The organism is Elusimicrobiaceae bacterium (assembly GCA_028700325.1).
Lineage (GTDB): Bacteria > Elusimicrobiota > Elusimicrobia > Elusimicrobiales > Elusimicrobiaceae > JAQVSV01.
Map to the genome: position 1 here is coordinate 1 of JAQVSV010000006.1, position 15,544 is coordinate 15,544.

13 protein-coding genes are annotated in these 15,544 nt (G+C 59.2%); 1 reads left to right on the forward strand and 12 read right to left on the reverse strand.

Features of this window, described 5'->3' with window-relative positions; genetic code table 11:
- The 12 genes from PHW69_01490 to PHW69_01545 all read right to left on the reverse strand — a co-directional run.
- A partial coding sequence (locus PHW69_01490; GenBank protein ID MDD4003861.1) for a hypothetical protein occupies window positions 1–189 on the reverse strand: 189 nt, incomplete at its 3' end.
- The gene (locus PHW69_01495; GenBank protein ID MDD4003862.1) at window positions 173–2,506 is read right to left on the reverse strand and encodes an AsmA-like C-terminal region-containing protein; all 2,334 of its coding nucleotides are present in this window, start codon (window positions 2,504–2,506) and stop codon (window positions 173–175) included. The genes PHW69_01490 and PHW69_01495, both read right to left, overlap by 17 nt.
- A complete protein-coding gene (locus PHW69_01500) occupies window positions 2,503–3,198 on the reverse strand; it encodes a M50 family metallopeptidase (GenBank protein ID MDD4003863.1) in 696 nt (231 codons plus the stop codon). The genes PHW69_01495 and PHW69_01500 overlap by 4 nt, the downstream gene beginning before the upstream one ends.
- Window positions 3,199–3,291: 93 nt before the next feature.
- Window positions 3,292–3,522, reverse strand: a complete 231-nt coding sequence (locus tag PHW69_01505; GenBank protein MDD4003864.1) for an Lrp/AsnC ligand binding domain-containing protein — start codon at window positions 3,520–3,522, stop codon at window positions 3,292–3,294.
- A 19-nt stretch (window positions 3,523–3,541) separates the two neighbouring features.
- Window positions 3,542–4,231 (reverse strand): hypothetical protein, encoded by a 690-nt coding sequence (locus PHW69_01510; GenBank protein ID MDD4003865.1) that lies wholly within the window; start codon window positions 4,229–4,231, stop codon window positions 3,542–3,544.
- 13 nt (window positions 4,232–4,244) lie between these two features.
- Entirely contained in the window at window positions 4,245–5,723 is a 1,479-nt protein-coding gene (gene gcvPB / locus PHW69_01515) for an aminomethyl-transferring glycine dehydrogenase subunit GcvPB (protein MDD4003866.1), read from the reverse strand.
- A complete protein-coding gene (gene gcvPA, locus PHW69_01520; GenBank protein ID MDD4003867.1) occupies window positions 5,720–7,051 on the reverse strand; it encodes an aminomethyl-transferring glycine dehydrogenase subunit GcvPA in 1,332 nt (443 codons plus the stop codon). The genes gcvPB and gcvPA overlap by 4 nt, the downstream gene beginning before the upstream one ends.
- 10 nt (window positions 7,052–7,061) lie before the next feature.
- The gene (gene gcvH, locus PHW69_01525) at window positions 7,062–7,442 is read right to left on the reverse strand and encodes a glycine cleavage system protein GcvH (protein MDD4003868.1); all 381 of its coding nucleotides are present in this window, start codon (window positions 7,440–7,442) and stop codon (window positions 7,062–7,064) included.
- A gap of 53 nt (window positions 7,443–7,495) precedes the next feature.
- The gene (gene gcvT / locus PHW69_01530; GenBank protein MDD4003869.1) at window positions 7,496–8,593 is read right to left on the reverse strand and encodes a glycine cleavage system aminomethyltransferase GcvT; all 1,098 of its coding nucleotides are present in this window, start codon (window positions 8,591–8,593) and stop codon (window positions 7,496–7,498) included.
- A 361-nt stretch (window positions 8,594–8,954) separates the two neighbouring features.
- On the reverse strand, window positions 8,955–10,325 hold the full coding sequence (lpdA, locus tag PHW69_01535; GenBank protein ID MDD4003870.1) for a dihydrolipoyl dehydrogenase: 1,371 nt from the start codon (window positions 10,323–10,325) through the stop codon (window positions 8,955–8,957).
- A 47-nt stretch (window positions 10,326–10,372) separates the two neighbouring features.
- Complete coding sequence (locus PHW69_01540; protein ID MDD4003871.1) at window positions 10,373–11,608, reverse strand: hypothetical protein; 1,236 nt, start codon at window positions 11,606–11,608, stop codon at window positions 10,373–10,375.
- 271 nt (window positions 11,609–11,879) lie between these two features.
- Window positions 11,880–13,178, reverse strand: a complete 1,299-nt coding sequence (locus PHW69_01545) for a clostripain-related cysteine peptidase (protein ID MDD4003872.1) — start codon at window positions 13,176–13,178, stop codon at window positions 11,880–11,882.
- A gap of 198 nt (window positions 13,179–13,376) precedes the next feature.
- Between PHW69_01545 and PHW69_01550 the strand changes: the two genes are divergently transcribed.
- On the forward strand, window positions 13,377–15,455 hold the full coding sequence (locus PHW69_01550) for an N-acetylmuramoyl-L-alanine amidase (protein MDD4003873.1): 2,079 nt from the start codon (window positions 13,377–13,379) through the stop codon (window positions 15,453–15,455).
- Window positions 15,456–15,544: the final 89 nt, after the last annotated feature.

Genomic DNA, 15,544 nt, shown 5'->3' on the forward strand with positions numbered 1-15,544 from the left:
CACCGCGTTGGAAAATTTCGCCGCCAGCGCGGAAGCGACCTTATGCGCCAGATGCGGATACTGCATCAGCAGCGCGGTCTGCACATAACTCTGGCTGTGAAACCCGCTCGGCAGCTGGAAATGCCCGTTAAGTATAGCGTCATGCTCCTGCAAAAGCCCCACGACGTCCAGATTATTTAGTTCCGACATTTTTCCTCCCTGACGCCGCAGCGGCCTCGCGCTTCGGCTTTTCCATATTAAGATATTGCTGTATTTCCTTGAATTCAGCGCTGATCCCGGCGGCTGCCGCCGCGCTTATTTTCCTGCCCACATCGTCCGGCGAACGCATCGTCACTTTCGGAGCGAGCATCGAATTTTTTATGTTGAACGACAGCGCCGGATTGCCGCTGGAGTCGGTAAGATTCTCCGACAGCCCGCCCATGCCGCGCCGGGCGGTGAACCGGGTATACACATTCAAATCCAGCTTTTCACCGGGCCAGTCCACCATGCCGTCCATATAAGCGGACATGACACCGCCGTCCAGATAAAAAGAGTTGATCCACATCCCGCCGTATCTCCAGTTCGTGGAAGCTGCCATCGAATTGAACCCCACGTCGCGCAGCACCGACCCGATCTGGAACGCGCCCGAAGTTTCCATCCGGTGCATCGCCAGAAACGGCCTGAACGCCACGTTCAGCGCCGGGCTCTGCTCGGCCATCCGCTCCAGCTGGTACACCACGCCCTCGTCCAGCTTCGCGTAGACCTTGCCGTGAAGCCCCCGCATGCCCCTGCCGATCCCCCTGAGATTGAACTCGATTTTAAGATTGCGCCCGGAAATAACCGGCGTCACCAGTTTTTCGGCGTAAATAGAGCCGTGGAACCGCGGCATGAAGTCCGGCATGCGCCGGCGGAAGTTTCTAAGCCATGCCAGCTTTCCTTCAAAAGGCTTGGGCGCCGGCCTGGAACTGACCCCGTGCGCGATACTGCGGATCGTGCCGATCGTTTCACCCACATCTATATGATTCATCCTGACTACGGAATGGATATCGCGCTTTTTAACGTCTTTGAGATTGGCGATTTCGGTCTTGAGGCGGAATCTGCTGTCATTATACCTGCCGGAAAGATCGCCGACGGTAAGGGTTGAACCGTCATAGGTCGCGCTCCCTTTCAGGCTTGAAAACACCGTGTCGCCGACTTTGACCGTGGCGTTATTGATTTTGAGCGCTGAATTCGCGCCGTCCATTACGGCGGAAAAATCGGCTTTCGAAACCATGAACCCGAGAAATATGCCTTTGGCGTTTTTGGAATAAAGCCGCAGCGCCTCGACAGCCGGCTGCCCGGCCCGCTCCGACACGGTCAGCGTCATGGAAACCTTGCCGCCCAGCAGATACTCTTTCGCTCCGCCCCAATATTTCGACAGACTGCCCAGATCTATGCTGTTGGACCGGAATTCCACATTATAAGCGGGCATCGCGGTGGAAAAAGCCACGCTCCCGCGCGCACGCAATGCCATGCCGCCCAGCGAGATATTCAGATCCGACAGATCCAGCCTGCCGCCCGCATACCGGGCCGTGCCCGTCACCTTCGACTTCGGCAAATTAAGACCGAACGGTTTGCCCGTGAACGGATACAGATCCTTGTCGCTCAAAGCGGGCAGCGCGGCGGACAGCGTAACCACGGGCTCCAGAAAATTTTCCGCGTCCAGTTTTAAATATGCCGGACCGCGAAACGCGTTCACCCGCACATCCGTGTCCGACAAAGTCGCTGACGACAGATTCAGCCCCGCAAGATTGAAAAAACCTTCCGCGTAAACTCCGGCGTGCACCGGCCGCGGGCCGGACCCGCCGTCATATTCAAACGCGAGCCGGAACGGCGTGTTTTTATCAACGCTGAAATCCCACAAATGCAGTTCCGGCAGCGAATAAACGCGCTTTTCGCCGCCCGCCGGATCGCGCACCGCAAGCACGGCGTTGCGCACGCTCACGTTGGCGGAACTGATCATCCTCAGAAGAGTCGCGGCGGAATTCCGGCCGCTTCTGTTACCGGAACCGTAATCGCCATGCGGCAAATCGCCCAGCCGCCAGGCGCCGCTGCTGTCAACCACGGCATTAACACGGATATCCTCGATAACGGCGTCATCCACCTCAAGCTGGCGTCTAAGCAGCGGCATCCAGCGATACGAAATTTCCAGCGGCCCGGTTGAAACAAGATCTTCCCGCTTGCCCAGCACCCTGATGCTGCCGACTTTAAGGCCCTTGAAAACCAGAAGCCGCGCGTTTTCCACCACTACCGGCCGGTGCAGCGCTTCCTGGAGTTTATAGCTGATGAGCATGGTGATATGCTGCGGAGTGAACATGGTCTGCACGATGTACGCGCCTACGGCAACGGCAAGCGACACCAGAAGCGCCAGCAATACCGCGCCCCTTAAAATCCATCTGGTGGAAAGCATGACGCGCCCGTGCCGTTTCAGCGGTTTCAAGGGCCTGATCTGCTTTACCGACTTCAATTCCGAAGAAACACTATTCATCTTCCGCCTGCACCCGCATATATCCTGCCTAAAAACTCCGCCGCGGCATTGAGCGCCCGGCTCCAAAACTCCACAGTGCCCTGCGCGACATGCTGCGCGCCCGCCCGCACCGCCACGGTTTCCGGAAACAGAAACTTAAACGCCGCCAGCAGCACAACGCAGTTCGACAACACTATAACCGCCGTGGAAAACACCGTTCCGCCCGCCGCATCGAGATCGCTCTGCCCCGCGGCGCACAGCACTTCCACGGTATTGACAAGATGAAACGCCAGCAAAAACCCCAGTCCCGGCATAAAATAAACCGTCCACGGCGTCAGATCGTAAAACAGGCCCGCTACCGCATAGCAGATGGCGAACATCGCCGCAAACAGCGGCAGACAATACGGCGCAAGCGCGACAAACGCGTTGGATCCGTCCAGCACCACAGACCCGCTGTCCTTCCCGATCCTCATGCGCCGGACGTTAAAACCGCTGCTCCACGCCGCCGCCGCGTGTGTCAGCTCATGCGTAAGCACATACAGCTTCTGCGGCCGGTAAACCAGATAATGAAGCACGGTGTAAGCCGCCATGCCGCCAAGAAACGGAAACCCCTGCCGGAACACCGAAAAAATTCTCACAAACGCCGCGCCCGTTTCATAAAGCACCAGCGCAACAGCCGGCAGCGCGGCCACGCCCGCCAGAAACTTGATCATGCCGCCGGGCGGCCGTTAAAAACGCGCACCGCTATTGCGCCGGAACATGCGAACCGGAAAAAACCGATGCCGTTCACCTTGCCGCCCATCCGTTCAGAAATTGGTGGTGACCAGAGTTTCAGTGCTCTGCACGCCGTGCGTGCTGCGGATCTCGCGCACGACCATGGAACTGAGCTTGTCCATGGTGGGCGCCTCGGCTATCACCACGGCGTCCCACGCGCCGAACGTAAGATACACGTCTTTCACCGCCGGAATGCCGCGGATGTGCGCCACCGCCTTGTTTTCCAGCCCGACAGTAAGTTTGCAGACAACGAATGCTATCATCTCGATTCTCCGTAACCGGCTAGAGTTTCCTTATCCACTGGGACGAAATGTACTTTTCCCGCAAAGCGCCCGCCGCGGCAAGCATCGCTTCATCCGCGCGGCGGCTTGCCCACTTCAGCTCCCATTGCGCCGCCAGGCAGCGCAGTATCACCAGCTCAAGCTCTTTGGCGCGGGCCCGCGCGCCAGGCAGCTGCAGCGAACCCTGATACAGCACTGTATTGCCGAACCGGCGGATCGCACCGCCCAGAATCTTGCTTCCGCCCGACATGAGATCCTGCGCCACCGGTTTCTCGAAACACCGGCTCGCGCCCTGCGGACCGGACGGCGCATAGTCCGCCGCGCCGCTATACAGCTCCGCCCCTATCCCGCGCAGGCACAGGCCCGCGCTGATGGCGGAATGCAACCGCGCATACAGTTGCGCCGGGCTCAAAACCCCGCCGTCGGGAAACACGCACGAGAAAGTCAGATCCGAAAAATGCGGCACAATTCCGCCGCCGGTCGGCCTGCGCGTGTAATTTGTGCCCGTGCCGGGCGGCAGCGCGCGCTCGACTTCGCTCACCGTCTGGGCGTAACCGAACGTCGCGCCGGCACCGGACCAGTCAAAAAACCGCACCGCGAACTCCTCAGGCCGGGACACCGCGACAGCTTCATCCGCCGCCATCTGCCCGAACACGTCCAGCGCGGGCCACTCCAGTATGATACCGCGCATGACGGGCAAACCACTACCGCCAGCGCACGTCGGGATTGCGGGCCGCGCCCACTTCGTCCAGCCGGTTGACCGGCAAACCCTCCGGCGCGTTTTTAACAAGCGCCGGATCCGCCAGCGCTTCCGCGGCGATCGCGCGCATCGCGCCGATAAAAGCGTCGAGCGTTTCCCGGGTTTCCGTTTCAGTCGGCTCGATCATAAGCGCTTCATGCACTATCAGCGGAAAATATATCGTCGGCGCGTAGAACCCGTAGTCGAGCAGCCGCTTGGCCACGTCGAGAGTTTTAATGCCGTTAAGCCGCTCCGGCACCGTGGTCAGCACGCATTCGTGCATGCAGTGCTCGTCGTAAGCGCAGGGAAACAGGTCTTTGAGCTTCACCCGCACATAGTTGGCGTTGATTATAGAGTTCTCGGCTATCGAGCGCAGCGTGCCGCCGTCATGCATCCGCAGGTAGCAGTAGCCTTTGAGCACCACGCCCGTGTTGCCCAGGAAACTGCGCACCCGGCCGATGCTGCCCGGCCGGCCGGTTTTTATTTTATAGGCCCCGTTTTCGCAAACAACACGCGGAACCGGCAGAAACTTCTCCAGTTCCCTGACCACGCCCACCGGGCCCGAACCGGGCCCGCCGCCGCCGTGCGGCGTGGAAAACGATTTATGCAGGTTCAGATGCATGATATCCACGCCGAACTGCGCGGGTTTGGCGATGCCCATTACGGCGTTAAAGTTCGCGCCGTCCATGTAAAACAGCGCGCCCGCGTCGTGCGCCGACCTCGATATTTCAAGAATTTCGCTTTCAAACAGGCCCACCGTGTTCGGCACAGTCAGCATTACCATCGCGGTCTTCGGGCCAAGCGCGGCTTTCAGCGCGCCCAGATCAACCCGCCCGTTCGGTTTGGATTTCACCGTCACCACCGAAAATCCGCCCATCGCCGCCGAAGCCGGATTGGTGCCGTGCGAGGAATCGGCCACTACGATCTCGGTGCGCGCGCGATCTTTGCGGGAACGGTGATAGGCAGCAGCAACAAGTATCCCGGTGAACTCGCCGTGCGCGCCGGCCGCCGGCGCGAGAGTGAACGCGCCCAGCCCGGTAATTTCGCACAGCAGCTGTTCCATGCCGTAATAAAACCCGAGCGTGCCCTGCATCGCCGCTTCCGGCGCGTATGGATGGACGTTGGCAAAACCCGGCAGCGCGGCCATATCCTCGTTGACGCGCGGATTGTATTTCATGGTGCAGGAACCCAGCGGATAAAAATGCGTGTCGAGGCAGTAATTCCTGCGCGACAGGCCGGTGTAATGCCGCACCGTCTCAAACTCGCTGAGCTCGGGCAGCCTGGGCGGGGTTTTTCTCAAAAACCGCTCCGGCAGATAGGCGCCGGCGTGCTTCTCCGGCCTGGGAAACCGGATGCCGCGCCGGCCGGCTGCGCTTCGTTCGATCGAAAGAATCATCGGTTCGGTTTTCAGTTCGGCGGGTTTGCAGTTCATTGCGGTCGTCATTTGGAAAACCTCCCCAGTTCGGCGGCGAACTGCCTCATTTCCTCGTCGGTGCGCTTTTCGGTGGCGCAGACGAGCAGGCAGTTTTTCATTGACTTGTCAAAATTGCCGAGCGGCACGCCCGCCAGAATGCCTTTTTTAAGCAGCCGGCTGCGCACCTTTTCGGCGGGCACGGGACACTCGAGCACGAACTCGTTGAAATACGGCCCGGAATATTTGACGCTGAAGCCCGGCGCGGCGGACAGCAGCGCCGCCAGCCTGTGCGCTTTTTCAACGCACAGTTCAGCCGCTTCCTTAAGCCCGGCAGGCCCGAGCAGCGCCAGATGGATTGTAGCCGACAGCGCGCACAACGCCTCGTTCGAGCAGATGTTGGAGGCCGCGCGTTCGCGCCGGATATGCTGTTCCCGGGCCTGCAGGGTAAGCACGAACCCGCGCCGGCCGTTGTGATCCTTTGTCAGGCCGCAGATGCGGCCCGGCATATGGCGCATATGCTCTTTTTTGCACGCGAAAATGCCGAGGTAAGGACCGCCGGCCGACATGGGATTGCCCAGGCCCTGCCCTTCCGCGACGGCGATATCCGCCCCGTAACTGCCGGGCGCGGCCAGCACGCCAAGGCTTACCGGATTGACGGTCGCCACAAGCAGTGCGCCGCAGGAGTGCGCTTTGTCGCTCACGGCCTGCGCGTCTTCGATAACGCCATAGAAATTGGGCGTGGCAAGCACAACGGCCGCCGTATCGCCGCCCAGCATGGAGTCCAGCGCGGCCATGTCCATCTGCCCGCCGGCGCAGGGAATATCGGCAAACACCGCCGCGCCTGTCACGCCGAAATAGGTTTTGAGCGTGGCTTTGTACTCCGGATGCAGCGCGCCCGTCAGCAGGATTTTCTTCCTGCCGGTTATGCGGACGGCGGCGTTAACCGCTTCCGCCAGCGCGGTCGCGCCCTCATACATGGAAGCGTTCGCCGCGTCCATCTCAAACAGCGCGCAAATCGAACTCTGAAACTCGTAAATCGCCTGCAGCATGCCCTGGCTGGCTTCGGCCTGATAGGGCGTGTAGGCGGTGAGAAACTCGCCGCGCTGGACAATATGGCGGATGGCCGACGGAATGTAATGGTCATACGCGCCCGCGCCGGCGAAACACGCCAGCGGCGTGTTTTTCGCGGAGAGCCGGGTCACATGCTCCACCAGTTCCTGTTCCGTCAGCGCCGGCGGCAGATTGTAAGCGGGATTGAGCAGCTCCGCCGGCACCTGCGCCGTCAGTTCCTCTACAGAGGAAACGCCGATGGCCTTGAGCATCTCCTCCCGTTGCTTTGTGGTGTGTGGACTGAACATTTTGCGCCCCTTACTTGCCGGCCGATTGCTGGTAAGCCGCAAAATCCATCAGCCCGGCCAGTTCCGCCGGCTTGGAAAGTTTCAGCTTGAAGAACCAGCCTTCGCCATGCGGCGCCTTATTAGCAAGCGACGGCTCGTCCACCAGCGCTTTGTTCACCTCGGTCACGGTGCCGGAAACCGGCGCGTAGAAATCAGACGCCGCTTTGACCGACTCGATTACCGCGCACGCCTTGCCCTGCTCCACCGCCGCCCCTGCTTTAGGAAGCTCCACAAACACGATGTCGCTTATCTCATGCTGCGCGAAATCGCTGATGCCTACTGTTGCCGTATCGCCTTCAACATGCGCCCATTCATGGCTTTTTGCGAATTTGCAATTTTCTGCGTTGAACATATACCGCTCCTTGTAATTAATTGATTTTTTCAGGCCGGCCAAATCCGGCGGATTCAAACCTTGTTGTCGTAAAACGGCGTTTTGGCGACTTCCGCCGCCACCCGCGCTCCGTGGATTTCTATTTCCACCTTGTCGCCCGGCTCGAGATTGACCGGAGTCACATAGCCGACTCCGATCCCGGCGTTGAGGCTGGGCGAGAAAGTCGCGCTGTTAAGCGCCCCGATCCTGACACCGTCTTTATAAACCGCGCAGCCGTGCCGGGGCACCCCGCGGCCGGTCAGTCTGAAACCGGTGAGCTTTTCGCGCAGGCCGGCATCTTTGCGGCGGAGAACGGCGTCCCTGCCTATAAACTCGCCTTTCTTGGGTTTGACCACCCAGCCGCAGCCGGCTTCGTAGGAAGTGTGGTCTTCGTCCGCGTCGGAGCCGTAAAGCAGATAGCCGGCCTCCAGCCGCAGCGTGTCGCGGCTGCCCAGCCCGCACGGAAGCAGGCCGTAAGCGCCGCCGCGCCTGAGCAGTTCGTCAAAGAACGCGTTGATCCCTTTAGGGGAAGCTGCGACCTCAAAGCCGTCCTCGCCGGTATAACCGGTACGGGTGACGACCGTGTATTCGCCCCCGAATTCGGTTTCCAGTATGCCGAACCGGGGCAGCCTGAGCGCGGCGGGGAATATTTCGCCGGCCAGCGCGGGCGCTTTCGGACCCTGCACCGCGACCATGCCGAACCGGTCGCTCGCGTTTTCCAGTTTCACATTGAAACCGGCGGACTGTTTTTCAAACCACGCGAAATCCTTGGCAAGCGTCGCGGCGTTGACCACGATCAGAAACCGCTCCGGCTCGATACAGAATGAGATGGCATCGTCTATAATGCCGCCGTTGTCGGCCAGAATATGGGAATAAACGCCTTTGCCCGGCTCGCATTTGATGTTATTGCTGTTAACGTACTGCACAAACCTGTGCGCGTCCGGCCCGGTTACGAAAACCTGGCCCATATGGGAAACGTCAAACACGCCGCAGGCGTTTCTGACGGCTTTATGTTCGGCTACGATCCCGGAAAACTGCACCGGCATTTCCCAGCCGTGAAAATCAACCATGCGTCCGCCGACTTTGACCAAAGCGTCGAAAAGCGGAGTCCTCCTTAATGTTATGCTTGTCACAAAACCTCCTGGTTTTACTGGCAACTGTCCCGACTATATACATATTATATGTTTGAAGCGACATTTTCCAGCGCAAAAAGCAACGCTGTCACGCCGCGCCGGAGTCTAGCCGGACATGAATCTCCCCCGCCTGTGCCATTGGCCTGCCGGTTGTTATTACGCTTTACCGGCAAGCCGGGGATTTCTTTTGGTCCAGACTTCGTTTGCCCTGCTTGCGCAGGGTTACGCACTCCATCCCCCCTGCCTGAGCCATGCCGGCAATCATTATGCCGTGCCTGCCAGCGCCGGGTTTTCGTGAGCGGAATTTATAAAAAACCGCGGCCCGTAAAACGGGCCGCGGCGCAAAACGTCAAGCCGGCTATCAGCGGCTGAGCGCTTCTTTGATCGTTTCGGACATAGTAGGATGGGCAAACATGACCTTTTTCAGCTCGGGCACAGTCAGCCCGGCCCGGATTGCCACGGAAAAAATGTGGATCAGCTCGGTGGCGGTATGGCCGACGATCTGTCCGCCGAGTATTTTGCCGGTTTTCTCGTCCGAAACAACCTGCACAAACCCGTCCGGCTCATCCTGGCTCAGAGCGCGCCCGGAGCTCAGGAAAAACGCCCGGCCAACCTTGACTGTATGGCCCTTCTTTTCCGCCCGTTCCCTGTCCAGCCCCACGCAGGCGGCTTCCGGACGCGTATAAATGCAGCCCGGCACCAGTTCGTTGTCATATTCCTCGCTGTGGCCCAGCGCGTTGCAGGCGGCGATATCGCCCTGATGTTCCGCCGCATGGGCAAGCAGCGCCAGCCCGTTCACATCGCCGACGGCGTAAATGTGCGGTTTCACGGTGCGAAGCCGGCTGTCCACCTTAATGCCGCGCCTGTCCCACTCAAGCCCGGCCTTCTCGAGCGCGAGTTCACCCAGTTCCGCCACCCGTCCGACCGCGACAAGCACCTCATCCGCATGCAACTGCGTGCCGTCCGAAAGGTGCAGGAGTTTCTTCCCGTTTTCCAGGGCAACGGAGTCGGCGCTCACACCCAGATGCAGATTAATGCCTTTCTTTTTGAATGCCGCCGCCACGGCGCGGCCCACGCCCGGATCCATGCCGGGCAGCACGCCGGGCTGAAGCTCTACCAGATGAGTCTGCACGCCAAACGAGTGGAACACGCACGAAAATTCCGCTCCGATCGCGCCAGCGCCGATAATCGCAACCGACCCCGGCAGCTTCTCCAGCCCGAACACGCTGGTGTTATCAAGCAGTTCCGCGCGCAGCGCGTCAAAGGGTTTCGGGAAAAACGGCCGGGTGCCCGCTGCGATGATGGCCGCGTCGAACGCAACGGTCCGCCGGCCGCCGCCGGTCTCAATTTCGGCTTCCCGGTCCGACAAAAACCGCGCCGTACCCTGCACATAATCAATCCCGAGCGACTTGAACAGCCTCATCAGGTTGCCGCGCAGTTTTTCTATAAGAGCCTGCCTGCGCGCCGAAATTTTCGCCCAGCTGAGATGCGCGGCCACATCGGACAGCGCGGCTTCCGCGCCCGGCTCAAGCAGCGCCGGCAAATCATGCAGCACTTCAAACCGGTGCGCCGCGTCAAGCAGCGATTTCGACGGAATGCAGCCCCAGTTCAGACAAACCCCGCCGGGATGCGCCTTTTCAACAAGCGTCACCTCCGCGCCAAGCGCCGCCGCCTTTGCCGCCGCGGGGTACCCGCCCGGACCCGCTCCTATCACAAGAATTTTTTTTGTCATAACAAGCTCCCGTTCAAATTATTCCCGCCATATTCCGCGCCGCACGGTCAGTCCGCCGTGCTTACAGGGTAGCGCGTGTCCAGAAACATGCGCAGGCTGCGCAGCGAATCCCGCAGAACGCTTCCGACTGTCGAAGAAACTTCCGGCTTGAATTCCGGGTTATCAAGCGGACCCCATACCGCCAGCTCCAGCCCGGCGCTGCCGGCTTTCATATCCAGTTTGAAATCGCCTTCCTTTCTGCCCGGATCAACACAGCCCTCGAAGTCCAGCTTCAGATCCGGGCCGGCGGCGGCGAATTCCATCGTTTCCCATTGCCGGGCGCGCTGGCGGAACCTGGTTTTAAGGCTGTCCACTTTAAACGCGTTCAGATCCGGAACGCTCGCGCCCTGCAGACTGGAAAGCGTTTTAAACGGCATGGCAAGCCAGTACGTCCATTCTCCGTAACCGGCGCGGCCCAGCCCCTTGAGCGTAACGCCTCCGGCGTAAAACGCGGCGTCAATGCCGCGTTTGTAAAGCGGACCCTCGAAATCCCTTAATTTCCAGTCTAAATCCAGCTGGCTGGCCTCCATGGCGCCGGACACAAGGCCGGAAACTTTCACCGCGCCGTCAGAACCGGAGAATCTGCCGCCTTTAAAATTCACCGTGCAGATGACGCTTACCCCGCCGCTTATCTGCGCGCCGCGAAACAGCCCGTCCGCACGGGCTTCCAGCCGCATGTAATCGGATCCGCCGTATCTGTAAATTCCGTTAACGTTTGTAAAGATCAGCCTGGTGCCGTCCAGTCCGTCCTCATACTGAAGCAGACCGTTTGCGATCACCATTTCCGTCACCGGCCGGCCGGTTTTATCCGGATCGCGCAACGCAAGAATATCGTCGAAATTCCACACGCCACGGTCCGTGCGCTTTATCAGAAGCGAGCCGTCGGTCACCGTCAGTCTGTCAAACTCGGCCCGGCCCGCCAGAAGCGCGCGTAAATTCGTGTCAATCATCACGCTGCCGGCGCGCAGGAAATCTCCGCCGGAACGCCTGCTGTTTTCGTTCAGCGCAACACCTTCAAATTCCAGCCCGTGCGCGCGGGTAAGCCGGACGGCACGGAACGAAAAATCACGCGCCAGATGTTTCTTTATCCGCGCCGTGATTATGGCCGACATCCGTTCCGGAGTAAAATACCGCACGCGGGCATAATACAGCCCGCCCACGGCTCCCGCCGCCAGAACCAGCGCTGCGCCCGCCGTCACGGAAAGTTTTTTATGTTCGCGAACAAACCGCATGAAGCTGGTCATATCAGCAATTCTATCTTATTCGGCAATTCCTTAAAATATCCTGCCGGCGCACAGGCCGGCGCACAGGCGGCGAATACGTTGCGGCGGGCGCATAACACCAGTCCCAGCGCGCCCGGCTAATGGAATCACGGCTTGCCGGATTTTACCGCGGCGGGACTTTTTATACCGCCCGACCTTTCAGGCGGGCCGGAAACACCTGCCCCGCCAAACCAAAAACGGGAAAGCCCCGGAAAATTCCGGGGCTTTCCCGTGCTGCATAAACAAATGCGGTTTAACGTCTTTTTCGCATGGCCTCGTCAAACCCGCTGCCGTCGCGGGACAGATTTACCCAGCGGAGGAAACCGCCCCACTTGGATGCGCCGAACGGATTGCTGGAATAAGAGTCCATAATCCTGTGGTTTTTGCTCGGCATATAAACCGACACACCGCTGGTCAGCCGGGAGCGGGCACTGTCTTCCTGAGCCGCAGTTACGACATAGTCTTTATAAATGACGGTCAGAAGGGCTTTCGCCGCACTTCTCACCTTTTCCGATCCGCTCGCACTCGCCTGCAATTGGATAAAATGGCCGAGATCGCAGTAATCGTTATACATGCTCGACGTGTCGCTGTCCATCCGCAATACTTTGTCGCGGGCAAAAAGCGACGACTGCAGATCGTGTTCGGAAATTATCGCGCTGACATATTCGTTCAGCGCCGCGATCACGTTCTTCAACCCGCTCGGTCTTACCACCGACAGCGTGAACACGGGATCAGCCCTGCCGAGCCGGGTGTCGTTTTGAGCCACGGCTTTGAAAATCCCGGCGGCCATGCCTTCCGCGCCCTGATAAGCGTTTTGCTGGACCGCCTCAAACATATCGGTGAAAGGCACGTTGGTAAGCATGGAAGTTTCCGAACCGATTATCAGCTTCGCGCCGTCAAGCCGCGCCGAAACCTCAGCCATCTGCATCAGGCAGGAGTAAAAGAAAAGCACATCCACGCCTTTCGCGGCCCTGAGCACAAACCCAAGATCGGGTATGGACATGCGTGAATGTCCTCCGTTCTGGTCGCCGGCCGAAGTGCCCAGCATCCCCGCGCCGTGACCGTACATCATAAGCAGATAATGGTCTGCCGGATAAGCGCTTTTGCCCCACCGCATGAAATCGAGCAGGGTGGCGGGCGAAGCGGGGTCGGCATCAGTAACCATGGCGAAAGAGATAACCGCCGAATTGCTGTCTTTGGTCACATGATAACGCGCGGAACCGCCCACCACGTCATCCATGGTCACTATTTTGTTGGTGGGCACGATAAGCCCGGACTTGAGCTGCTTGTACTGGGCCGGCGGAGTAAGATCCTTGGTGCTTCTGGCCATATGCACAACCATCTGCACATCGGAGTTCGAACCGGTCTGTTCCATTTCGTTGACAACACGCAGTATATCGGGCGCAAGGTTGTTGTTGCCGTTGAGGTAGACCATCACGGTCCACCTGGCGTGCTTTCTGACGCCCGCGTCCTGCCCGGCGGCATATGCGCTGAAAGACACCAGCCCGGCCAGACAAAGCGCCGCGACCGCCGCGATCAAAAACCTTTTCATCATCGTTTTCATATTTTCCACCGTTCAGTCCAGCGAGTTTCAATTATGGTATATTCTATACAACGGCATCCGCCTTACGCAAGGACCGAAAAGCACCGCCTGACCCGGTCCATAAGACCTAATATTATCCCGGCCGCCAGACTGCGGTTTGGCGCAGAATGCTATAATATTTTAATATATTCGTTCACTGGGATAGCCATGAAAAAACATTTTTTAACCGCTTTGCTGTTCACCCTGTCCGCGCCCTGCGCCAGCGCGCAGAAAATAGACATCGTGTATCCTGTAGAAGGACACATAATGTCAGGCGGCTCTGCCGCATACCTGTTCGGCAACATCAAACCGCCGAAAGGCAAATTGAAAATCAATGAAGTATCCGTAAAAGTGCATTCGAACGGCGCGTTTATCACATATCTGCCGGTCAAGCCGGGCCCGTTCGCTTTCAACTGCGAGCTTACGGCGGGCACGCAAACGGTGAAAGCCGTGCGCAATATCGTGGTGGGATCATCATTTAAAAAACCCGATAACGCCGCCGTGTATATTGACACTTCCTCCCTGTCGCCGTGGGCCGACATCATAGCGCGCCCCGGCGACTGGATATACGCCTCGTTCAGCGGCACGATCGGGCAGAAAGCGTTTTTCAGGATACGCGGACTGTCCGGCGAGCTCCCGATGCCGGAAACCGCGCCGGGCAGTTACGCTGGCGCCTATCTGGCGCAGAGCGCCGATAAAGCGGAAAAAGCCGAAATCCAGTTCCGGCTGACCGGCGCGCTTGGCGAGGCGACGGCGCTGGCTGGCGGGAAAGTGTCCGTCAGGCCGGATTTCAGCCCGGTCGTGGAAATCACCACCGATTCGGTAGGCACGCGCACCGCCAGCGGAGCCGGCTACATGCTTTTTCTTTCCGCCGGACAGCGACTGATGGCAACAGCGAAAACAGGCCGCACGCTCAAACTGAAACTTTCGGAAACGCTTGACGGCTGGGTGGACGAAAGCTATGTGCGGTACCTGCCGGACGGCACTCCGCCGCCGTCCAGCGAGATGACTACGATAAACACGGTCTGCAGCGCAACCGGCACCGCGGTCGTCATCGCGGGAGTAGGCTCCGCGCCGTGGCGGGCGGTGGAAACGGAAAACGGGCTGGAAGTCACGTTCTTTTACACGAAAAACCATACCAACTGGATCGTGTATGACTCGTCCGACACCATGATACGCGACATCCGCTGGCGGCAGGACGACAATAACACCTGCACCGTATCAGTCAATCTGCAGCCGGGGCTGACTCTGTGGGGTTATGACGTGACCGGCTCGCAGGACAGCGCGATCATTTCCCTCAGCCGCAAACCGCTTTTGAAAAGCAGGCCCGGCCGCAAACTCGCGGGCCTTAAGGTTATCATTGATCCCGGTCATTCGCCCACCTCCGCTCCGCCGTACGACGGCGCGATCGGGCCCATGCGGACGATGGAATACCAGCACACGCTGGAAATCGCGCAGATGCTCAAAACCGAGCTTGAAAAACACGGCGCGGTCGCGCTGACCACCCGCAAAAGCTCCGAAACCGTGCCCCTGCGCGAACGGCCCCGCATGGCCGCGCGCGAAAACGGCAACCTGTACATAAGCATTCACGCCAACGCGCTGGTGGACACCGCCGATCCCTACGCCACTCCGCGCGGATACTCGCTTTACTACTATTTCCCGCACAGCCGCAGCTTCGCCTCGAACATGCACAGGGGCATGCAGAAATTCATTCCCCTGCCGGACGAAGGGCTCCGTTACGGCGATTATCATGTGATCCGCCTGACCGCCATGCCGGCCGTGCTTATCGAAACCTCGTATCTGATCCTGCCGGAGCAGGAAATGCTCTTGAATGACGAAGCGTTCCGCATGAAAGTGGTGAACGCCTGCATGTACAGCATTTTCAGCACTTTCGGCCAGCGTTACACCGCGCCGCCTTTTGTCAGAACAAAACCGAAACCCGGCCAGGAAACCGGCAAACCCGGCCGCAAACCCGGGGAAACAGCCATAAAAAAACCGGGCGGAACAACCGCGCCCGGAAAAACCGGTTCCGCTAAAAAAGAACCGGTTCCCTCGGCCAAAACCGCCGCAACACCAGCCGCGCAAGCCGGTTCCGCGGCTAAAAAACCGGGCAAAACCTCCTCTGACAAACAGACAAAAGCATCAAGAGAGAAGCCCGCCGCAATGGAAAAACCAGCCGGAAAAACCTCCGCAAAAAACAAACCTGCGGCAAAAACGCCGGCTTCCGGCAAAAAACAAGCAAAATAAAAACCGGCCGGGAAAACCATAAAAAGAAACCGGCCGCAAACCCGGCAAATAAATAACCGCCCCGCCGCGTATTGCGGCGGGGCGGTTCG